Source organism: Commensalibacter sp. ESL0382, from assembly GCF_009725775.1.
Classification (GTDB): domain Bacteria; phylum Pseudomonadota; class Alphaproteobacteria; order Acetobacterales; family Acetobacteraceae; genus Commensalibacter; species Commensalibacter melissae.
Genome location: NZ_WNII01000011.1, coordinates 68,247 through 88,831, shown reverse-complemented (window position 1 = coordinate 88,831; position 20,585 = coordinate 68,247). Strand labels below are relative to the sequence as shown.

The following is a 20,585-nucleotide window of genomic DNA, read 5'->3' as shown; positions in this document are numbered from 1 at the left end:
TTAAAACTTGAAAAGACTAACTTAATGAACCGATTTGATATTTTTTTTTCTCGGGAATTAGACAAAAGAGCTAAAGAGGATTTAAAAAGAGAATTGCCAACATTTGAAATAATTGATTCATTACATATAAAAAATAAGGGTAAAAGTTATATAAATTTTTCCAGTAATGATTATCTGGGATTATCAAACAATGCAAATTTAAAAATTAAAGGTGAGGAGTTTTTAAGACAATATGGTACTGGAAGCGGGGCATCCAGATTAATTTCGTCCAATGCTTCATATTATGGTAAAATCGAGGAGAAACTAGCTAATTTTCTAGGAACTGAAGCGGCATTAATATTTCCATCAGGTTGGCAGGCAAATGTTGGGGTTGTTGCTTCCCTCATTGAAAATTTTCCAAAACCAGTATGGGTATTTACGGATAAATTGAATCATGCCAGTTTGCATTATGGATGCAAAGCTGGTCAAGTTAAACAGATCCGTTTTAGTCACAATGATCTTGACCATCTACAAACACGATTGAAAAAAATTGAGGGGGAAAAAGGTTCAAGAATAATTTTAACGGAAACCATATTCAGTATGGATGGTGATGTTTGTGACTTGAAAAGATTGAGATCAGTTGCCGACCAGTTTAATGCATTTTTATTTCTAGATGACGCACATGCAACCGGAATATTTGGAAGTAAGGGCGAGGGATTGGCCCCTGCCTTTGCTGATTTAACGATGGGAACATTTAGTAAAGCGTGGGGAAGTTTTGGAGCCTATATAGCTGGATCCAGAGATTTATGTGAATGGCTGGTGAATTTTTGTTCTGCTTTTATCCACACGACTGCTTTGCCCGCCGCCGTAATCGGTAGCATTGAGGCAGCACTAGAATTAATGCCTTCATTAACAAACCAACGTGCCTTTTTGGTTAAACAGTCTGAAAAGGTTAGAAAACAATTAGAGTCAATGGGATATCAATGTGGTCAGTCTATTTCACATATAATTCCCATTATTGTCGGATCACCGATAAAGGCCCAATTAATGGCAAATGCTTTGAAAGAAAAAAATATCTGGATTACCCCAATTCGTCCACCCACCGTTCCCTCTTATGGAAGTCGTTTACGATTGACCCTTAGTGCCGGTCATCGAGAGGATGAAATAGAGTATTTACTAAAATCTTTTCATTCAATTGATCTAATTTCAATTCATTGATCATGAAAAATAATTATCGTTTGCTATTTGTCCATGGATGGGGATATTCATCATCATTTTGGCAAAAATTACAAAATAATCTAAAAGAATACCACTCGGAAACAATTGATTTGGGTTTTATAGGGAAAAACACGGGTAAAAATTGTAATCTTAAATCAATTTTAAACTTACAAGAGAAATATATTGCTGTAGGACACTCTTTAGGTTTTTTATATCTCTTAAAAAATTTTTCTTTTCGTTTCAAATATTACGTGGCTATTAACAGTTTCGCCAGATTTTCCAGAGATCCTGCATTTCCGAAAGGTGTGGCATTAAGGGTTCTGGATCGTATGTCCAGAGGATTATCCACTGATTCAAATCTTATAATGAAACAGTTTTATCAGCAATGTGGTCAAGTAGTAAATTTTTTGCCCAGCTTTAATATTGAAGAATTGCAAAAAGGACTTGAATTTCTTAAATTTGGGGATGTTCGAAATATCATTCCACAGATCAGAAATAAACTCACAGTTATAGCTTCAAAAAAAGATCCTGTTGTTAATGAAACCATGACCATACAATCATTTCAAGAATGCAACTATTTGTGGCTTGACGATGATACACATATATTGCCTTTATCAAAAACGAATGCCTGTGCGGAAATCATCAGAGAACTTATAAATAATGTCTAGAAATTATAAAGAAAAAATAATCAAAGCTTTTGATCAGGCGGATCAATATGAAAAATTTGCCTCAATACAAAAAATTGTTGCGAAAAAATTGTCTGATTGTATTCGGAAACAGTTCAGAACTTCAGTCGATCGTAAAGAAAAAATATCAATTCTTGAAATTGGTTGTGGAACTGGATTATTAACTCAATATCTTATCGACTTTTTTCCTGATGCACATTTTGTATTGACGGATATATCACCTGAAATGCTGAATCGTGCAAAAAATAAGTTCAAAAACCATAAATACGATTTAACATTTAAGCTTATGGATGGTGAATATCCAGAATTGGATGAAAAATATGATTTGATTTGTTCAAGCCTGACTTTCCAATGGTTTGATAATGTTGCAAGTGCAATCAGGACTCTTACAAATTATTTGAAACAAAATGGCTATTTGATTTGTTCTACCCTAACGTTTGAAACGTTTAAAGAATGGCGTTCTATCTATAACGACAATGATTTTAGCTGTAATTTACAGACTTATCCATCAATTGAATCTATTCAATCAGTTTGGCCAGAAACAGGAACCGGTCGTTGGGAAACTGATGAGATCATTGTTCAAATTGACACAGCAATTGATTTTTTCAAAGGACTTCGTTCTATAGGAGCTTCTGTTCCTCTCGAAACCTCAAAACCCTTGAAGTTATCTCAGTTTAAGAAAGTTCTTTCTGATTTTAGTAAAAATTACAATTATTGTTCTTATCATATAGCCTATGGTGTTTTCCGTAAATTTTCCGCCAAAGGTTTTTTTGTTACGGGAACTGATACAGATATTGGAAAAACACTAATTTCTGCATGTTTAACAAAATTGCTAAATGCGGTTTATTGGAAACCTATTCAAACAGGTTTAAATTGCGATATTGGAGATACAGATACAGTTTGCCATTTAGCCGAACTTTCCGAGACACAATATTTATCCCCAATTATAAAATTGCAAGCACCTTTATCTCCTGAAGATGCCGCAAGGCTGGAAAATCGTGAATTAAGCCTTGATCACGTGAATGTATCTGATTTGAAACAAGAAAACAAATACATAGTTGAAGGGGCGGGTGGGATTTTTGTACCTATCAATGATCATTTGTTTATCATTGATCTTATTGAAAAGATTAATTTACCCGTTATAATTGTAGCCCGAACTATTTTGGGAACATTGAATCATACCCTAATGACAATCGAGGCTTTAAGAAATAGAAATATAAAAATTTCAGGGGTAATTTTAAATGGGCCGTTGAACGAGGATTGTAAAAATTCTATAATAAGTCATGGAAAAGTCAAGATTTTGGGACAAGTGCCTTTTCTATCAAATGTAAATCCAGATAATCTTTCCACGTTATGTGAATGTATTTCCATTCCTGAAGAAATGGTCTAAAATCCGTAAAATATTATGAACAAATAATATTTGACAAAATCTTAAAATTTTGTAAGTAAGTTGAATTAAAGAATAGACTTGCTTTTATATGTAAAATATAACTCTAAAATATATAGTTATATTTTAGTAAATCAGCCTGATCAAAATGAGGACAGAATGGCGAAAAGTAACACAATACAAATTAAATTGCTTTCAACGGCGGAAACTGGTTTTTTCTATGTAACCAGAAAAAATGCAAGAGCCCATACCGGCAAGATGGAATTGAAAAAATACGATCCAGTTGTTCGTAAACACGTTGTTTTCCGTGAAGCGAAAATTAAGTAATTAATCTTAAATTAATTTATGGATCAAAAAGAAACTTTGGCTATTGATTTAGTCAGGGTTTTTTTATTCAGATTTGTTTCAATAAATCAATAATCTTTTATATTAATAAAGATGTTCATTTGTTCTATAAGGAATAACAATTTCTTCCTGGTTTGAATAACTTAACATAACCCGTGTTCGCTCATCTAAAAGGTCTGCATCAAGGGCATTTTCTTTTAATCCTTTTACTCTTCTTTCCCAGGCCGCTTGTTCGGAAATTGCATCTTGCTGACTTTGCTGTGCTCTTATCATCTGTTCCTGTTGAATATGATAACTTTTTAGGCCATGATCCCCATCAAAGGTATTTTTTACAAAATATGCTGTCAGTAACAAGAAGAAAAGGGGAGGAATCGTTGCTTTTACAAATCTTTTGATTGCATGTATGATATGCATTGATTTTCTCCCCGTGTTTATCAATTGAAAAAGAATTACAAGGTTTCTAAAGCTCTAAAGGCGTTACGACCAGCATATTTGGCTGTATTTCCCAAATCTTCCTCAATTCTGATTAATTGATTATATTTTGCCATGCGGTCAGAACGGGAAAGGGAACCGGTTTTAATTTGTCCTGCATTGGTTGCAACAGCCAAATCAGCGATAGTAGCATCTTCAGTTTCACCAGAACGGTGGCTTACAACGGTTGTATAACCATGACGATGTGCCAATTCCATCGCCTTGAAAGTTTCAGATAATGTTCCGATTTGATTGACTTTAACCAACAATGAATTACCTACATGGGCTTTAATTCCCTTTGCAAGTCTTTCAGGATTGGTTACAAATAAATCATCGCCGACCAATTGGATTTTATTTCCCAGTTTTTGTGTTAATTCAGTCCATCCTTCCCAATCATCTTCAGCACATCCATCTTCTGCAGAAATAATCGGGAAACTGTTGCAAAGTTCGGCAATATAATCAACCATCTGACTGGAATTGAAAATTTTCCCTTCACCTGTCATATTATATTTACCGTCCTTGAAAAATTCTGAAGAGGCAAGATCTAGCGCCAGGGAAATCTCCTCACCAGCTTTGTATCCAGCTTTTTCAATAGCTTTTACGATATAGGACAATGCTTCATGTGCTGATTTGAGGTTAGGGGCAAATCCTCCTTCATCACCAACATTCGTGTTTAGTCCCGCTGCTTTAAGGTCTTTTTTCAATGCATTGAAAACTTCAGAACCCATGCGCACAGCTTCAGCAATTGAAGATGCCCCGTGAGGAACAATCATGAATTCTTGAATGTCGATAGGATTGTCGGCATGCTTACCACCATTCAGGATGTTCATCATTGGAACTGGAAGAATATGTGAATATGGAGAACCTATATAACGATATAATGGAAGACCCAATTCCTCTGCTGACGCCTTGGCAGCAGCCATTGAAACACCCAAAAGTGCATTAGCGCCAAGACGTCCTTTATTCGGAGTACCATCGAGTTCGATCATGGTTTGATCAATTTGTAACTGATCCAAGGATTCAAGACCAACGATTGCTTCGAATATTTCGCTATTGACGTTTTTAACAGCTGTTTGAACACCCTTGCCATTATAACGGTTTTTATCATTATCACGAAGTTCAACGGCTTCATGAACGCCGGTAGAAGCGCCGGATGGAACAGCGGCACGTCCAATAACGCCTGTTTCCAGTTCTACATCGACTTCAATTGTTGGGGTTCCGCGACTATCGAGGATTTCCCGAGCATGAATATCAACAATTGTACTCATTATTTAATCCTTACATTTTTATTTTTAATAAGAGTAAAAATTTGTATTTCCAAATCTATTTAACTAGATTGATAACTTAGTAAAATGCCAAGAATATTGGACATTTTGTTAAACATTACCAAGTATAATCAAGAAATGGTCAAATTGCCAGCTATTTACAATATTCAGCTAATTTTAAAAAAATAATTGATCATTATGGAGAAATCTATGAATCGTATTCCCTTTATATTTTTTATTACAGGAATACTGTCGCCTTTACCCTTGTTCTTAATGACAATTTTCATTCTATTTTATCCTGCTTCTGTTTCAATTCAAAAATTGATAATTTCTTTTGTCAGTTATGCGGTAATTCTTTTGTCTTTCACTGGGGGAATAAACTGGATACTTGCAATGCAAAAACCAATTCTCTATTTGCAATCAGAGAGTGAGGAAATAAATAAAAAAAGAATGTTGCTGGCCATATCACCCTGCATTATAGGTGAAATAACAATTGTACTGACAATTTATAAATATGATCTGATCGCAATTTTTCTTTTGATATCAAGTTATATGCTATTATTCTCTTATGAGAAAAAAATTTATCTTTCCAGCGAGTTGCCAGGTGGATATTATTCAATTCGCTGGATATTGACAATCATGATTGAAGTTTGTTTGATAAGCGTTTTTATTGCCCGTCTGATTTAACAATTTGATCAATTTTAATCAAGGTTTTCATTAATGGGGTAACATCTTTTAAATGTAACATGTTTGGTCCATCGCTCGGGGCCTGATCTGGATTCTCATGCGTTTCAATAAACAGACCTGCAACTCCCACAGCAACAGCGGCTCTGGATAAATATGGAACAAATTCTCTCTGACCACCTGATGATCCTCCCATTCCACCGGGTTGCTGAACAGAATGGGTAGCGTCAAATATAACTGGATAACCTGTTTGCGCCATTATAGGCAATCCCCGCATATCGCTAACCAGCGTGTTATATCCAAAAGATGTGCCACGATCGCATAGCAAAATATTTTCATTGCCTGTAGATGATATTTTTTTGGCCACATTTTTCATGTCCCACGGTGCAAGAAACTGACCTTTTTTGACGTTGATAACTTTTCCAGTTTTCGCCGCAGCTATCAACAAATCCGTTTGTCTGCATAAAAAAGCAGGTATTTGTAATATATCTACAACTGATGCCACTTCCGCACATTGTTCTGGTAGATGAATATCAGTCAAAACAGGAATTTTTAACTTTGACTTTACCTCTTCAAGAATGGATAGACCCTTATCCATTCCTGGCCCTCTTTTCGTTTCAATACTGGTGCGATTAGCTTTATCAAAAGAACTTTTATAAACCAGCCCAATATTTAATTCCCGACAAATATTTTTTAAAATACCAGCCGTTTCAAGTGCATGATCTAGAGATTCAATTTGACAAGGACCCGCAATTAATATGAAAGGCAAATTATTTGCAAGTGTCAGGGATTGAACATTGACTGATTTATTCAGAATCATTTTGGAATGGCCTGTTCTGTTGCAGCTTTAATAAAGCTTGAAAAAAGAGGATGAGGTGAAAATGGCTTGGATTTGAGTTCGGGATGATACTGTACTGCAATAAACCAGGGATGGTCGGTATATTCTACGATTTCTGGCAAAACACCATCCGGAGAAAGTCCTGAAAATCTAAGGCCGGTTTTTTCAAGTTGATCTTTGTAATGAATGTTAACTTCATAACGATGACGATGCCGTTCTTGAATCTTGACATCTCCATAGATTTCGGCAACTTTTGAATTTGGGGTCAAAACAGCTTGATAAGATCCCAAACGCATTGTGCCTCCCATATTATTTCCTGAATATCGATGTTTGACCTGATCAGCATCAATCCATTCAGTTAAAATACCAATAAGAGGTTCATCCGTTGGTCCAAATTCAGAAGAGGAAGCATTTGTAAGATTTGCCAGATTACGGGCACATTCAATAACCGCCATTTGCATTCCAAAGCAAATACCAAGGAAAGGGATATTATGCTCCCTTGCATATTGTATGGCCTTGATTTTGCCTTCGCTGCCACGTTCACCAAATCCACCCGGAACCAGAATGGCATTTGCATTTTTAAAAAATCCGGAAAGATTATCCATTGTTTCAAGTTTTTGGGCTTCAATCCATTGAAAGTTGACTTTAACCTTATTGGCAATTCCACCGTGAATTAACGCTTCAATGAGGGATTTGTAACTATCGAGCAAGGCAGTATATTTACCCACGATTGCAACATTAACCTCTGAACGAGGATGACGAATGGCATCGACAATTTCCTGCCATTTGCTCAAATCAGGTTCAGTTTGATATGGTAAATTGAAATGTTTCAACACTTCCGTATCAAGTCCTTCTTGATGATAGGCAATTGGACAGTCATAAATAGTGTCAACGTTTAAGGCGGGGACGACAGCTTCAGGTTTTACATTACAAAAATTCGCAATTTTTTGTCGTTCATTTTTGGGAATAGGGCGATCGCAACGACATAATAAAATTTGGGGTTGTATTCCAACATTCTGCAATTCTTTGACAGAATGCTGGGTAGGTTTTGTCTTAAGCTCACCCGCAGAAGCAATCCATGGTACAAGAGTGAGATGAATGAATAATGTATGATCTGTTCCGAGTTCATTTTTTAATTGTCGTATGGCTTCAAGAAAAGGCAGACTTTCAATATCACCGACTGTTCCCCCAATTTCAACCAACATGAAATCCACATCTCCAGAATTGTTCAGGATAACGGACTTGATTGCATTAGTAATATGGGGAATTACCTGAACGGTTGCGCCAAGATAGTCTCCACGTCTTTCGCGCATGATTACATCAGAATAAATACGACCGGTCGTTGCATTATCATTTTTAGTTGCATTGACTCCTGTAAAACGTTCGTAATGACCTAAATCCAGGTCGGTTTCAGCTCCATCATCCGTAACAAACACTTCCCCATGTTGGTAAGGGCTCATGGTTCCCGGATCCACATTCAAATAGGGATCAAGTTTTCTCAGTCGGACAGAATAACCACGAGATTGCAATAAACTTGCCAAAGCGGCAGAGGCAATGCCTTTGCCTAATGAGGATACAACACCACCAGTAATGAATATATATCGTGTCATGCAGCTTTCTTTACACGGAGTAGCTTTTATAAGAGTTGGAGTAATTAAGGGAAAAACTATTTTTGGGGAATGTTTTTTCCATTGGGCACTGGTTGTGCAAGTATATCATTTGTTTTGGTCGAAGCCCCTTTGTTCATAACAGCCATTGTAATGCATAAGATCATAAAAATGGCTGCAAGAATCGCTGTAGTGCGAGTCAAAAGATTGGTTGTTCCTCGACCGGTCATAAATGCCCCCATGCCTTGACTGGTTCCAATACCTAATCCTCCACCTTCACTTCTTTGAATTAAAACAATTCCGATCAGTGCAAAGGTTACGATTATATGCAAAATTAATAGAGCAGTCATCATGGTGTATATATACTTTCACAATCGATAGGGATAATAAAGATTAAGACCTAATAAATTCTTGAGCTATGTCAATTAATTTTATGAAATCATCAGGAACAATGCTGACACCTCCAACTAGAACACCGCCCAGTTCAGGAGTGGCATAAATATCCCTAACATTACCAGGTTTTACAGAACCCCCATATAATATAGATATTTTTTTACCATTTTCTCCATATTGAGCAACAAGTTTTTTGCGAATGAATTGAATCATTTCAGAAATCTGATCATTATTGGCAGTTAATCCGGTACCAATGGCCCAAATAGGTTCATAAGCGACTAACCCATTAAAATTTTGAGGTAGGGAAGCTTTTAACTGTGCCTCTACAATTTTTTCTTGTTGGTTTGTTTCTCGCTCTTGTTTGGTTTCACCGATACATACAACAGGTAATAGCCCTTTGTTTTGTGCTGCGATTGTTTTTTTTAAAACCAGTTGATTACTCTCCTGATGATCTTTTCTCCGTTCAGAATGACCCAAAACAACGTATTTCACTCCAATATCCTGTAACATGGCAGGGGAAATATCACCCGTATGTGCACCTTTATCTTCAAAATGGCAATCCTGAGCACCAAGTCCAAAAGGGCTGCTTTCGATCATTTCTTTAACAAGTTGTAACTGGGTGAACGGTGGGCACACGACTGTCTTTGCAAAATTCTGATGATTTGTTGCATAGGTAAGCAAAGTTGAAACAATATGTTTTGCCTCTTGGGTTAATCCGTTCATTTTCCAATTACCAATAATAATCGGGCTGCTCATTTTAATATACTCCTTTGAATAAGGTAATGTTTGATAATCAGGATAGATAAGATATAAAGCTTATAGTATATAATGTGGATATGTTATGAAAGGATGTTTTTTAAAGCTGTTTATGAATAATATTTTCAAATGTTTTTGTGGATCAGTTTGGTCTTATCAATTATAGAATGATTCATTATCAATTAAAATAACGCGGTTGGGTTATATCACATGTTATCTCGGTTAAGGCATTTATTTATTGATTCCTGGTTTGGGCGAATTCTCGTCGCACTCATATTTATTGTATTTGTTGGATGGGGCGTCAGTGACATATTCATGAATGTCTGGAACAATGGCCTTAATGGTGATCCTAATGTTGTTGCCAAGGTTGGTGATAGAAAAATTTCTGTAATGGAATTGGATAACCTTTCCCAAAAGCAAATATACCAAGAGGCTATGAAAGAGGGATATTCGGATATTTCCCAAATTCCACCCATAGTTAAAAATATGACAATTAATCAAACGTTGCAGCAGCTGATTTTGCAAAATATTTTGATTAATAACGCTCATTCATTGGGGCTTAATGTTCCTGATACGGTGATTAGAGATACAATCTGGAATATGCCTGAATATCAAACAGATGGAAAATTTGATCGTGAGAAATTCAATTTGCAGTTAAAAGCGGCAAATATATCCGAAAAATATTTTCTTTCCATGGTTCGGGATCAAATATCCATTCAAAACATGATTGATCCAATTGTATCGGGGGTTAAAGTTTCTGATAGTTTTGTGCAGCCCTATTATCAATTTTTGAATCAGACGCGAAAATTATCCTTTGTTTCAGTGCCATATAGTCATTTTCATTCAGGAGAAACGCCAAAGGAAGAAATATTGAAGCGTTATTATGACAATCACTTATGGGAATTTAAAATCCCTGAATATAGAAGGGTAAAAATTGTCATTCTATCGCCTGATACAATAGCCAAAAGTCTGGAGATTGATGATAAAAGTTTACATCAAGCCTATGAATACAAGAAAAAGCAATTTGTTCATTCTGAAGCCAGAAGTTTTCAAGTCTTGACTTTTAACCAGCAAAGTCAGGCGCAGACAGCATCTGTATATTGGCGTCATCAAAACAACTGGGAAAAAATACAGGAGTATGCGCATAATAATCAAGGAACGGCTTTGGAAATGACAGGTCTAGAAAAAACGGCAATTCCTCTGCCCGAACTGGGTAATGAGGTTTTCAATGCAAATCCTGAAACAGTGACAGAACCATTCAAAACAACTTTAGGTTGGTCGGTAGTTAAAGTAACCCGGATACTACCTTCCAAAATTGTTAGTTTTGAACAGGCCAAATCACAATTGAAAGCTGAAATTGCAAATGAACAAGCCAAACAGGAATTGGGAAGTCGTGTTTCCAAATTACAGAACATTTTGGCAGAAGGAAGTAGTCTTGATAAAATTACATCTGATATAGGTGCTGATGCAGTGGAAGGAACAATTAATGAACAGGGATTGACCCTTAATGGAGAACAGGCACCTATACCCGCAAGTGGAAAATTCAGACAGAATATGTTGACCAAAATTTTCTCAACTGCCAAAAATACCTATCCTTCTGTGATGGATGGCGGAAATAATTCATATTATGCATTTTTAATTGAGGATATATTGCCTGCTCATGAGGAATCTTATGATAAAGCAAAAAACAAGGTTATAAAAGCCTGGCAAAATGCAGATATTTATCATCAGGCAAATATTGCCGCTACAGACATATATAAAGCTGTTTTTGTTCAGAAAAAGAAACTTGAAGAAGTAAAGTCAGGTTTTCCCTTACAGTTAAGTCAGGGATTTACTAGACAAAAGCCAGCCCAGAATCTATCGCCAGTATTGCAGAATGCAGCTTTTTCAATGAAACTTGGTGATGTCACTATGATTGAATCAAATGATGGTTTTGTGGTGGCAAGTTTGAATTTGATTGAAACACCGCAATCGAAAAATGATCAGGACAATTACCAAATTTTGAAAGATAAATTAGCTCAGTCTTTACAAAACGATATTGAGGCTAGTTATGCAATATCATTAGAACAATCAAGTAAACCCACAATCAATAAAAAAGCGCTTGATGCGTTAATTGATCAGCTGAGCCATTAACTCAAAAGGGATTAAGATTTCGTGTTGAATGAAGATTTTCAGATTAATCAACAAAAAACAGTAATATATTCAATTAAATCAGCTGATTTACTGACCCCTGTTGCTGCGTTTTTAAGATTATCCGAATTGGTTGGAAAGAATCTGACCAATATTTTTTTGCTGGAAAGCGTGCAAGGAGGAATAAACAAAGCACGTTATTCCATTATCGGTTTATTTCCCGATTTGATATGGAAATCTATAGATGGAATTGCCTATATTAATCGAAATCCATCAGACAATGCGGAAAATTACATTAAGGAAAATAAAAAGCCTCTGGAATCTCTGCGTGCATTGATTTCTGAAAGCCAATTAGAAATTGATATGGATATTCCACCCATGGTTGGTGGGATCTTTGGATATTTGGGATATGATATGGTCAGACAGATGGAAGATCTGCCCAATCCTCCGGTCAATGATCTTCATTTGCCTGAAGGAATCATGATCAGACCTTCTGTTTTTGCAATTTTTGATGCTGTTAAGGACGAACTGATTTTGGCGGCACCTCTAAGGGATACGTCAGACAAAACAGAATTTCAGGCAAAAAAAAACTTGCAAAAAATTCAAGAAGCATTGGCTGAGCCTTTTCCTTTAGAACAAAAAACTTCGAATATCAATCCATTAACATTACCAAAACCGCAATCAACATTAACCAAAGATCAGTTTAGGGATATTGTTCAAAATATCAAAAAATATATTTATGATGGTGATGTCTTTCAGGTTGTCCCCAGTCAACGCTTTTCTGTTCCTTTTGCTTTATCACCAGTATCATTATATCGTGCGTTAAGACGAATCAATCCGGCACCTTTCTTGTTTTGTCTTCAACTTGAAAATTTTGCCCTGGTTGGCTCGTCACCTGAGATTCTTGTCAGGTTGAGAGGTGGAAAAGTAACGGTTCGCCCCTTGGCGGGCACTCGTCCAAGAGGTAAAAGTTATGAAGAAGACCTCAAGTTAGAAAAAGAATTGTTGGCTGATAAAAAAGAATTGGCCGAACATCTTATGCTGATTGATTTGGGTCGGAATGATGTTGGGCGTGTCAGTGAAATTGGAAGTGTAAAAGTAACAGAAAAATTTGTTATTGAACGATTTAGCCATGTAATGCATATTTCATCAAATGTTGAAGGGAAATTGCGTAAAGGGCTAACCGCTCTGGATGCTTTGATTGCCGGTTTTCCAGCTGGAACATTGACGGGAGCACCCAAAATAAGAGCGATGGAAATTCTTGATGAGGTAGAACCAACACGCAGAACAACCTATGCAGGATGTATTGGCTATTTTGGAGCGGATGGAAGTATGGATACCTGTATAGGATTGCGAACAGCTCTCATTAAAGATCAGCATATGTATGTTCAAGCAGGGTGTGGGGTGGTTGCTGACAGCGATCCGGAAGCGGAATACCAAGAGACAAAACATAAGGCAAAAGCATTATTTCGTGCCGCTGAAGAGGCTTGGCGTTATACGTTTACCAACAAGAATTTTTCTAAAAAAGCAAATTAATCATATGCTTTAATCAAATTTTTGGAATTCGAAGAAATCATGATTTTACTTATCGATAATTATGACAGTTTTACATATAATCTCGTCCAATATCTTGGTGATTTGGGATGTGACTGTCAGGTTTACAGAAATGATTCAATCTCTGTAAGTGAAGCCATATCATTAAAACCCGAGGCAATTGTTATCTCACCTGGCCCTTGTACACCTTCTGATGCAGGGATATGTTGTGAATTGATTAAAAGTGCCGCATCAAAAATCCCCATTTTGGGTGTTTGTCTTGGACATCAGGCTATTGGGCAGGCATTTGGAGCCAAAATTATCAAGACAAATCCCATGCATGGAAAAATTTCTAAAATCAAACATGATGGAAAAGGAATATTTAAGAATTTGCACAATCCCCTAAAGGTAACTCGTTATCATTCTTTAATTATTGAAACGGAAAGTCTCCCTGATGATTTTAATTTAACGGCATTCACCGACGATAATATTTTAATGGCTTTGCAACATAAAAGATTTCCTTTATATGGTGTGCAATTTCATCCAGAAAGCATTGCTTCTGAACAAGGTCATGATTTATTGAAAAACTTCCTTTTTTTATCAAATGAATGGAATGAAAAAAAGTCATTGAAAAACAGGATTTAACTTTGTCTTTTACACATATTTTACAACAAGCCTTACAAGGACAAAAGTTTTCTACGGAAAAGTCCTATGAAATTTTCGAGCATATATTTTCTGGTAATGTCCCAAACGCTCAAATAGCGGCTTTTTTAATAATATTACGAATGCGGGGTGAAACGGTTGAAGAGCTTTTAGGGGCTGTTCAATCAATGCGTCAACGCATGCTGTCCATAAAACTGATTGATGATGAAACAATTGATGTATGTGGAACAGGCGGAGATGGACGTAGCACTTTGAATATTTCTACTGCTGTCAGTTTTGTTCTGGCCGCTCTTGGAATACCGGTTGCCAAACATGGAAATCGGGCACAGTCATCCAAAAGTGGTGGTGTTGATGTACTATCTGCTCTGGGTATTATGCCAGAGGATGATTTTGAAGTTATTGAAAATAATTTGCGTGATAATAAATTGGCTTTTTTATCGGCCTTTATTCATCATCCGGCTCTTAAAGAAATTAATATTGTACGTAAAGAACTTGGAATTCGGACTATATTTAATTTACTGGGTCCTTTATCCAATCCGGCAAATGTTTCATATCAAATGATTGGGGTATATCATGAAAAATGGTTGTATCCTCTAATCAAGGTCTTGCAAAAACTGGGTTCAAAACGGGTATGGGCTGTTCATGGGTTTATTGATCCCAATAAATCCGAACACGGTGTTGATGAAATTACGTTGGCAGGACCATCAACGATACTGGCCCTGGAAAATAACAGGATTGTACCGGTTGATTTAACATTATCCACTATGGAAGCGGCCGGTCTGAGACATACCCCACTTACAGAGATACAGGGTGGAACACCTTCCGAAAATGCGAAGGCATTGCTGGATCTTCTTTATGGTGAAAAAGGTGCCTATCGTGATACAGTCTTGATAAATACCGCTATTGCGCTACATATTGTAAAAGGTTATTCTTTGATAAATTCACATGGTGAAATTGATCCTTGTATCTTGAAGAGACTTATAAACCAAGCGTCTGAAGCGATCGATAGCGGTAAGGCTTTATCAGTTCTTCGGGCCATACAAAATGAAAACCATTTTTAATTAGACAATATCATGAATGACGAAGAAAAATCCAATTCCGTTTTGAATGCCATTTTGCAATCTGAAAATCATCCTTCTGATGTATTGGAGCGAATTTGTGCAAGAACAAGGGCCGAAGTTGCAAAAAGGGCGGAAATAAAATCCTTCAAGGATATTATTCGAGAAGCAAAAAATAAAAATACGCCAACTCGCGGTTTTGCTAAAATAATAAAAGACCAGGTGGCAAAAAAACAGATTGGATTAATTGCTGAATGTAAAAAAGCGTCTCCATCTGCAGGAATTATTCGTCCTGACTATGATCCGGCGATGATCGCGGTTCAATATGAAAATGCAGGAGCTTGTTGTTTATCCGTTTTAACAGAAAATGCATATTTTCATGGAAATAATGAGGATCTCAAAATTGCAAGAGATGCTTGTTCCCTTCCTGTTCTACGTAAAGATTTTATTCTTGAACCTTATCAAGTTTACGAAAGTCGCGTGATTGAAGCAGATTGTATCTTATTGATCATGGCCGCACTAAAAGATAAGGAAGCGGCCGCCTTACTGGAATTGGCTACATGTTTGGAGCTGGATGTGCTTGTAGAAGTACATGACAGGGAAGAATTGAACAGGGCGCTGGCATTGGATGTTTCTCTTATTGGCATCAATAATAGAAATTTGAAAACCCTGAAAACGGATATATCGATAACTCAACATCTTGCTCCATTGGTTCCTCCTGACCGTATTATTGTTTCAGAAAGTGGATTAAAAACGTTTGAGGATATTCAGGCTGTCCAGAAAGTTGGAGCTGGTGCAGTATTGGTGGGTGAAAGCCTATTATCACAAAAAAATGCAGGGGCAGCGGCCAGAAATCTATTAGGAATTAAATAAAATTGTTTTATGTTGTTTTGCGTATCTGTTTTTTTACAATCGGGAATATGATCTAAAATGACTGTAAAACGTATTGTAGTTCGTCATCAGACAGTTTTATCTGGTGAGAATATTGCGAAACTTCCTAAACCGGCGTGGATTAAAACAAGGATTAAACATAGTTCCAGTTTTAATGAAACGGATACTTTGCTTCAGAATTATCAACTAAATACCGTTTGTGCAGAGGCTGCTTGTCCAAATATTGGTGAATGCTGGTCAGAGGGTCACGCAACAGTAATGATTTTGGGAAGCATTTGCACAAGAGCATGTAAGTTCTGTAATGTTGCAACGGGAAAACCTGACCCAATTGATCATGATGAACCATCAAAAATTGCTGATATGGTTCAAAAATTAAAATTGCGTCATGTTGTAATTACATCTGTTGATCGTGATGATTTAAAAGATGGTGGGGCCTCCCATTTTGCAAATGTTGTCAAGGCTATAAGAAATATTTCTTCAACTGTTACAATTGAGGTGCTGACACCTGATTTTCTTAGAAAAGATGGGGCGTTGGCTGTTATCAGCGCAGCCAAACCCGATGTTTTCAACCATAATATGGAAACAGTTCCACGTTTATATCCATCCATTCGTCCAGGCGCCCGTTATTTTCAATCAATGAGAATTTTGCATGAGGCAAAAATACTGAATCCGTCCATATTCACAAAATCGGGGTTAATGCTTGGTCTGGGAGAAACAAAGGAAGAAATCATTCAGGTTATGGATGATTTAAGATGTGCTGAGGTAGATTTTTTAACGTTGGGTCAATATTTACAACCGTCTTCCAAACATGCACCTGTTATGGAATATGTTCATCCTGATGAATTTAAAGAATTGGAAAAATTGGCTAAATCAAAAGGTTTCTTAATGGTAAGCGCTTCTCCTTTAACACGTTCATCTTATCATGCTGATGCAGATTTTACGGTGTTGAAACGTAAACGGTATGCATTGCATTAAGCTGTTGTGTATATAATAAAATATTCTGGAGTGATGATTGATGCCTACGCATACCGAACAATGTTTAATTAACCATACACCCGAACAAATGTTTGATCTGGTTGCCGCGGTTGATTTATACCCAGAATTTTTGCCTTGGTGTAACGGAGCGTATATTCGATATAAGGATAGTGAACTTTTACTCGCTGATTTAAAAGTCGGTTTTGGACCTTTTACCGAGGTATTTGGTAGTCGTGTTGAGTTATATCGTCCTGATAAGATTGAAGTGACCTATGATCGGGGGCCCTTGAAATATTTAAGTAATCATTGGGTTTTCCTACCCGATGAAAGAGGGTGCACAATTGATTTTTTTGTCGATTTCGAGTTCAAGTCAAAGTTAATGCAAAAAGCTATGGGGTTGATCTTTCATGAAGCGGTCCAAAAAATGGTTTCCGCTTTTATCAAGCGTGCCGATGATATCTATGCAACAGCATAATAATTTTTTATTATGGATGCCAGTTTAAGCCCATAATGAGGGATTATTTACTTTACTGATTGTAGCTATTTAAATGATAATAAAGTATAATGAAACTGTGACTAATAACACAAATAAACATGAACTGATTTTTATTAATTAAAAATAAAAATTAAAATGTTGATTATATATATTAAAGGATAGAATCATGAATTCTACATTTAAATTATCTCTAATGGCTGCTGCTTTTGCCTTTGCTTTACCTGCTACAACAATGGCGGCAACGCATGGTCATCGTGCTTCTCATGTTGCCAATCATAAAGTAAGACATGGTAAGTCTCATAAATCGAGACATCATCATTCTGCCTATAATCAAGATAAAGACAGCCAAAATCAAGCCACGCGTGATTTGAATGCCCGTAGTTTGCAGACTGCACAATCAGTAAATCGTGATCCCAACACTGGTGTACTTGCTCCACAAAGTCCAGCGGGTCAACAACCCTCAACACCTGTTGTGGGACAACCTCCTATGCAGTCCTCTCCCTCTGTAAATGGACCAATTAACGCTTCGGCACCTCCTACAATGGGGGCACCTGTTGGACCCGCGAATGCGCAGGGTGCAGTCAATCCAAATAATATGCCTCCTGCAAATTAATTTTATATAAAATTGGTTTGTCAGCAGATCTTTTTAAAATGATCTGCTGATATAAGAAATAAAAAATCTATACCCAAGTAAAATGTTTTTTAATTAATACCAAAGCGTTTATGGTGGCCTGTAATCGAATTTCATCTCGATTACCGTAAAAATTGTTTTTTTGCACAACAGACTGATGATCTAATTGTTTAAACGCTATCCAGACTAATCCTACAGGTTTATTAAAAGAACCACCATCTGGACCTGCAATACCCGTTACTGAAACAGCACAATTGGCATTGGGTGTTTTTTTTAATGCTCCATGAACCATTTCTTTGGCAACTTGTTCACTGACTGCACCAAATTGGTTTAGGCTGTTTTCTGAAACGTCCAGAATATTTTTTTTCATTTCATTGGAGTAGGTGATCAGTCCACCCTCAATATAGTGCGAAGAACCTGCTAAATTGGTGAGACTTGAACAAATCAGGCCAGCTGTACAACTTTCAGCTGTGACAATTTTTAAAGGAAATTTTTGTGATAGCAAAGCGATATCCTGACAAAGCTTATCACATTTATTTTTCAATAATGTCATATTCATAAACAAATTCCCTTCATTGATAAACTAAGAGGCTTTATTTATTTATATTGGTTTGGTAAATCATTAGATTTTCCATTACATGCTGAACATAATTTCTTGTTTCGGTATATGGAATCATTTCAATCCAATCTATCATATCAGTATAAGTTTGTACTGAATTATTTTCTGATGAATTTAACCAGTTTTTCACACGGTTGGGTCCAGCGTTATAACTCGCGATTGTGAAAATGAGATTATTATCAAATCTTTCCATCAGTTTTGCTAGATAGGCGGTACCCAAACGAATATTGTTGTCAGCAACAATAAGATTGCCAGGGTTACCCATATTGAGGGGTATTTTTTTCTGATGACACAATTCACGAGCGGTTGAGGGAAGAAGCTGCATAAGACCATATGCATGGGCACGACTAACAATAACTGGATTAAAGCTACTTTCTTGGCGCATAATTGCCAAGGATAAACCCGATGGCAATCCTTCGTTTGCAAGTGATTCATAAGGTCTTGGCCAGCCATTTTTCAAAAATATATAACCTTTTGCTGCTGCTTGACGAGATATGGTTACAGCATTGTCCGGTAAATGTATCTGATTGGCATAATTTGCATTAATGATCTGATTTGCAATATCAAAATGTAATTTGTTATAGGCTGCTAAAAAAGGACGGGCATGATTATAATCACCCTGTTCAATCAAAATTTGAGCCGCTTGTATTAACTCATTGTTTTTAAAAAAAATATATTGAGAATTGGAAGAGGAAGCTTCCTTGATATTGGTAAGATATGTTTGAAGAATTTTTTGTAGTGAATTTGGATTTAATAGTAAATTCTGAACATTCAAATGGTGTAGTTGAGCAATGGAAAGTTGTCCATAGAATGTAACAGGATATTTAGAGGCCGCCCTCCATGCCTGATTTGCCTCATTATTATTATTATTTGCTTGATAGGCACGTCCAAGCCAATAATATCCACGAGACTTAATTGATATGTTATTGGATTGAATTAATTTTTTAAAATAATCTATTGATTTTAAAGCATTATTCAGTTTTCTTAATTGTATCCACCCCCCCAAGAATATTTCATCTTGTTGACATGAGGATGGATTGCAACTGGCATCCGTAATTAATGAAGCCGCCTGTTTAATATTATTATTTTTCAAAAATTCACGAATAAGATTGTTTCGCTCTAACCAAAAACGTTGTTGGTTTGATTTCAATTCTTCATTTAATCCTGTAAACCGCCAATATTTCAATGCTTCTTCTTTGCGGTTCTGTAACCGTAACCATCTTAGGCGATTGTATATTAAACTTGTATCATTTAAATCGGATTTTGAAAGTTTACTTAGGTAATTTTCCGCATTTAGTTGTTTTTTTCTAAATGCAAGACGTGCCAAAGCCAAATTGCTTTGTTCGGAGGTAAGATACATAACCTGACGGGACGCTGCAAGTGTTAAACCCGCGTTTTCCAGCCTATCAAATCGGTTCCAATTGTCTTGTTTGGTGAAATATTGTTTATAAGCAGATAAAATATCTTGTTCATCAGCAGGTAAATTGATGGAGAATATCCATGCTGATCGAGCTTTTTGAATTAATTCAGGTTTAACCTCAGTTTGTTGTGCACAAAATTTAAGAGCAGATGCCTTTTTTATGGGTTGGGTTTTACAAATGTTTGAAACGGCATTTTTATCTGTCTCATTCAAAAGTTGCTTTTGCATACGATCTAAGAGAACATTTTGATTGGGCCATGTCGGATTGTTGGTTATGAAATCAGCATAGGTTGTTGCTGAAAAGTTATTTGTCTGAAGTAATTGTAAGTATAGATTGAGCTTATCGTTTATTTTGAGATTTTTGCCGGTTTCGTGAGATAAAGAAACGGCCAGTTTTTGTGAAGGAGAGACATGACTGGATCTTGTTTGCACTGAATGACTCTGGCTGCAGCCAATAGATGATAAGGATATAAAAGTTAAAATTGAAATGAAAGGTATTTTACTTTTGTTAATAATCAAAAAACTCATTAAAATTATCCT

The 20,585-nt window shown here is 36.4% G+C and carries 21 protein-coding genes; 13 read left to right on the top strand and 8 right to left on the bottom strand.

What is annotated here, in order from left to right; translation table 11 throughout:
* The first annotated feature begins 24 nt into the window (after positions 1-24).
* The 4 genes from GM552_RS04655 (at position 25) to rpmG (ending at position 3,597) form a co-directional block, all read left to right on the top strand.
* Positions 25-1,197: a pyridoxal phosphate-dependent aminotransferase family protein gene (locus GM552_RS04655; RefSeq protein WP_155565491.1), complete on the top strand. Its 1,173-nt coding sequence runs from the start codon at positions 25-27 to the stop codon at positions 1,195-1,197.
* 2 nt (positions 1,198-1,199) lie between these two features.
* Entirely contained in the window at positions 1,200-1,865 is a 666-nt protein-coding gene (locus GM552_RS04650; protein WP_155565490.1) for a hypothetical protein, read from the top strand.
* Complete coding sequence (gene bioD, locus GM552_RS04645; RefSeq protein ID WP_155565489.1) at positions 1,858-3,273, top strand: dethiobiotin synthase; 1,416 nt, start codon at positions 1,858-1,860, stop codon at positions 3,271-3,273. The genes GM552_RS04650 and bioD overlap by 8 nt, the downstream gene beginning before the upstream one ends.
* 156 nt (positions 3,274-3,429) lie before the next feature.
* Positions 3,430-3,597 (top strand): 50S ribosomal protein L33, encoded by a 168-nt coding sequence (rpmG, locus tag GM552_RS04640; RefSeq protein ID WP_008853818.1) that lies wholly within the window; start codon positions 3,430-3,432, stop codon positions 3,595-3,597.
* Positions 3,598-3,699: 102 nt separating this feature from the next.
* Here rpmG and GM552_RS04635 read toward each other — a convergent pair whose 3' ends face one another.
* On the bottom strand, positions 3,700-4,029 hold the full coding sequence (locus GM552_RS04635) for a septum formation initiator family protein (RefSeq protein WP_155565488.1): 330 nt from the start codon (positions 4,027-4,029) through the stop codon (positions 3,700-3,702).
* Between the two features lie 35 nt (positions 4,030-4,064).
* Positions 4,065-5,354, bottom strand: coding sequence for a phosphopyruvate hydratase (gene eno, locus GM552_RS04630; protein ID WP_155565487.1), 1,290 nt, complete (start codon positions 5,352-5,354; stop codon positions 4,065-4,067).
* A gap of 207 nt (positions 5,355-5,561) precedes the next feature.
* Here eno and GM552_RS04625 point away from each other — a divergent pair, with 207 nt between their 5' ends.
* Positions 5,562-6,038, top strand: coding sequence for a DUF3429 domain-containing protein (locus tag GM552_RS04625; protein WP_196424853.1), 477 nt, complete (start codon positions 5,562-5,564; stop codon positions 6,036-6,038).
* Here the strand turns inward: GM552_RS04625 and kdsA are convergent.
* Genes kdsA through tpiA form a run of 4 tightly spaced genes read right to left on the bottom strand, consistent with a single transcriptional unit; the run spans position 6,019 to position 9,629 of the window.
* Positions 6,019-6,855, bottom strand: a complete 837-nt coding sequence (gene kdsA / locus GM552_RS04620; RefSeq protein WP_155565485.1) for a 3-deoxy-8-phosphooctulonate synthase — start codon at positions 6,853-6,855, stop codon at positions 6,019-6,021. The two genes, GM552_RS04625 and kdsA, sit on opposite strands and share 20 nt — an antisense overlap.
* Entirely contained in the window at positions 6,852-8,483 is a 1,632-nt protein-coding gene (locus tag GM552_RS04615) for a CTP synthase (RefSeq protein WP_155565484.1), read from the bottom strand. Before GM552_RS04615 ends, kdsA begins: the two co-directional genes overlap by 4 nt.
* A gap of 56 nt (positions 8,484-8,539) precedes the next feature.
* Positions 8,540-8,833 (bottom strand): preprotein translocase subunit SecG, encoded by a 294-nt coding sequence (secG, locus tag GM552_RS04610; protein ID WP_155565483.1) that lies wholly within the window; start codon positions 8,831-8,833, stop codon positions 8,540-8,542.
* A 40-nt stretch (positions 8,834-8,873) separates the two neighbouring features.
* Complete coding sequence (gene tpiA / locus GM552_RS04605) at positions 8,874-9,629, bottom strand: triose-phosphate isomerase (RefSeq protein ID WP_155565482.1); 756 nt, start codon at positions 9,627-9,629, stop codon at positions 8,874-8,876.
* Positions 9,630-9,839: 210 nt separating this feature from the next.
* On the opposite strand from tpiA, the gene GM552_RS04600 reads away from it, so the two are divergent.
* The 8 genes from GM552_RS04600 to GM552_RS04565 all read left to right on the top strand — a co-directional run bounded on the left by GM552_RS04600 (position 9,840) and on the right by GM552_RS04565 (position 17,988).
* A complete protein-coding gene (locus GM552_RS04600; protein ID WP_155565481.1) occupies positions 9,840-11,762 on the top strand; it encodes a peptidylprolyl isomerase in 1,923 nt (640 codons plus the stop codon).
* 21 nt (positions 11,763-11,783) lie between these two features.
* Entirely contained in the window at positions 11,784-13,295 is a 1,512-nt protein-coding gene (trpE, locus tag GM552_RS04595; RefSeq protein ID WP_110438023.1) for an anthranilate synthase component I, read from the top strand.
* Positions 13,296-13,334: 39 nt separating this feature from the next.
* Positions 13,335-13,937: an aminodeoxychorismate/anthranilate synthase component II gene (locus GM552_RS04590; RefSeq protein WP_155565480.1), complete on the top strand. Its 603-nt coding sequence runs from the start codon at positions 13,335-13,337 to the stop codon at positions 13,935-13,937.
* 2 nt (positions 13,938-13,939) lie between these two features.
* Positions 13,940-15,016, top strand: a complete 1,077-nt coding sequence (gene trpD, locus GM552_RS04585) for an anthranilate phosphoribosyltransferase (RefSeq protein ID WP_155565479.1) — start codon at positions 13,940-13,942, stop codon at positions 15,014-15,016.
* Between the two features lie 12 nt (positions 15,017-15,028).
* On the top strand, positions 15,029-15,886 hold the full coding sequence (gene trpC, locus GM552_RS04580; RefSeq protein ID WP_122123602.1) for an indole-3-glycerol phosphate synthase TrpC: 858 nt from the start codon (positions 15,029-15,031) through the stop codon (positions 15,884-15,886).
* A 57-nt stretch (positions 15,887-15,943) separates the two neighbouring features.
* A complete protein-coding gene (gene lipA / locus GM552_RS04575; RefSeq protein WP_155565478.1) occupies positions 15,944-16,879 on the top strand; it encodes a lipoyl synthase in 936 nt (311 codons plus the stop codon).
* Between the two features lie 40 nt (positions 16,880-16,919).
* A complete protein-coding gene (locus GM552_RS04570; RefSeq protein ID WP_155565477.1) occupies positions 16,920-17,354 on the top strand; it encodes a type II toxin-antitoxin system RatA family toxin in 435 nt (144 codons plus the stop codon).
* Positions 17,355-17,541: 187 nt separating this feature from the next.
* Positions 17,542-17,988, top strand: coding sequence for a hypothetical protein (locus GM552_RS04565; RefSeq protein WP_155565476.1), 447 nt, complete (start codon positions 17,542-17,544; stop codon positions 17,986-17,988).
* A gap of 67 nt (positions 17,989-18,055) precedes the next feature.
* Here GM552_RS04565 and GM552_RS04560 read toward each other — a convergent pair whose 3' ends face one another.
* A complete protein-coding gene (locus GM552_RS04560; RefSeq protein WP_155565475.1) occupies positions 18,056-18,565 on the bottom strand; it encodes a CinA family protein in 510 nt (169 codons plus the stop codon).
* Positions 18,566-18,599: 34 nt separating this feature from the next.
* A complete protein-coding gene (locus tag GM552_RS04555) occupies positions 18,600-20,573 on the bottom strand; it encodes a lytic transglycosylase domain-containing protein (protein ID WP_155565474.1) in 1,974 nt (657 codons plus the stop codon).
* Between the last annotated feature and the right edge of the window lie 12 nt (positions 20,574-20,585).

Bases quoted from the DNA above. Each gene is read 5' to 3' on its own strand.
- GM552_RS04655 (WP_155565491.1), top strand. From the start codon at position 25: ATGAACCGATTTGATATTTTTTTTTCTCGGGAATTAGACAAAAGAGCT.
- GM552_RS04650 (WP_155565490.1), top strand. From the start codon at position 1,200: ATGAAAAATAATTATCGTTTGCTATTTGTCCATGGATGGGGATATTCA.
- bioD (WP_155565489.1), top strand. From the start codon at position 1,858: ATGTCTAGAAATTATAAAGAAAAAATAATCAAAGCTTTTGATCAGGCG.
- rpmG (WP_008853818.1), top strand. From the start codon at position 3,430: ATGGCGAAAAGTAACACAATACAAATTAAATTGCTTTCAACGGCGGAA.
- GM552_RS04635 (WP_155565488.1), bottom strand. From the start codon at position 4,029: ATGCATATCATACATGCAATCAAAAGATTTGTAAAAGCAACGATTCCT.
- eno (WP_155565487.1), bottom strand. From the start codon at position 5,354: ATGAGTACAATTGTTGATATTCATGCTCGGGAAATCCTCGATAGTCGC.
- GM552_RS04625 (WP_196424853.1), top strand. From the start codon at position 5,562: ATGAATCGTATTCCCTTTATATTTTTTATTACAGGAATACTGTCGCCT.
- kdsA (WP_155565485.1), bottom strand. From the start codon at position 6,855: ATGATTCTGAATAAATCAGTCAATGTTCAATCCCTGACACTTGCAAAT.
- GM552_RS04615 (WP_155565484.1), bottom strand. From the start codon at position 8,483: ATGACACGATATATATTCATTACTGGTGGTGTTGTATCCTCATTAGGC.
- secG (WP_155565483.1), bottom strand. From the start codon at position 8,833: ATGATGACTGCTCTATTAATTTTGCATATAATCGTAACCTTTGCACTG.
- tpiA (WP_155565482.1), bottom strand. From the start codon at position 9,629: ATGAGCAGCCCGATTATTATTGGTAATTGGAAAATGAACGGATTAACC.
- GM552_RS04600 (WP_155565481.1), top strand. From the start codon at position 9,840: ATGTTATCTCGGTTAAGGCATTTATTTATTGATTCCTGGTTTGGGCGA.
- GM552_RS04590 (WP_155565480.1), top strand. From the start codon at position 13,335: ATGATTTTACTTATCGATAATTATGACAGTTTTACATATAATCTCGTC.
- trpC (WP_122123602.1), top strand. From the start codon at position 15,029: ATGAATGACGAAGAAAAATCCAATTCCGTTTTGAATGCCATTTTGCAA.
- lipA (WP_155565478.1), top strand. From the start codon at position 15,944: ATGACTGTAAAACGTATTGTAGTTCGTCATCAGACAGTTTTATCTGGT.
- GM552_RS04570 (WP_155565477.1), top strand. From the start codon at position 16,920: ATGCCTACGCATACCGAACAATGTTTAATTAACCATACACCCGAACAA.
- GM552_RS04565 (WP_155565476.1), top strand. From the start codon at position 17,542: ATGAATTCTACATTTAAATTATCTCTAATGGCTGCTGCTTTTGCCTTT.
- GM552_RS04560 (WP_155565475.1), bottom strand. From the start codon at position 18,565: ATGAATATGACATTATTGAAAAATAAATGTGATAAGCTTTGTCAGGAT.
- GM552_RS04555 (WP_155565474.1), bottom strand. From the start codon at position 20,573: ATGAGTTTTTTGATTATTAACAAAAGTAAAATACCTTTCATTTCAATT.